At 38.2% G+C, this 267-nt stretch carries 1 pseudogene; it reads left to right on the plus strand.

Annotated features, from left to right (window positions below):
- Positions 1-267 (plus strand): annotated as a pseudogene (locus tag SB765_RS30185) (cytochrome B); the annotation flags it as partial.

The raw sequence follows: 267 nt of genomic DNA on the forward strand, positions 1-267 counted from the left end.
CTTTAGCGCTTATTTCAACACGAATTTTATGGGGCCTATTTGGCAGTAAAACAGCAAAAATATCGGCATTACTGCACTCTCCTAAATCAGTGTTTGCTTCTTTAAGTGGCAAAAAAACAAATGATGTAGGCCATTCTGCACCAGGCAGTTATATGGTGTTATTATTTTTTATTCTGATTATAACGCAGCTAGTAAGCGGTTTAATGAGCAGTGATGGTATTTTAACTGATGGCCCGTTAGCGCAGTATGTATCGAGTGATACGATTG

It is taken from the genome of Pseudomonas sp. SIMBA_067 (genome assembly GCF_046534675.1).
GTDB classification, from domain to species: domain Bacteria; phylum Pseudomonadota; class Gammaproteobacteria; order Pseudomonadales; family Pseudomonadaceae; genus Aquipseudomonas; species Aquipseudomonas putida.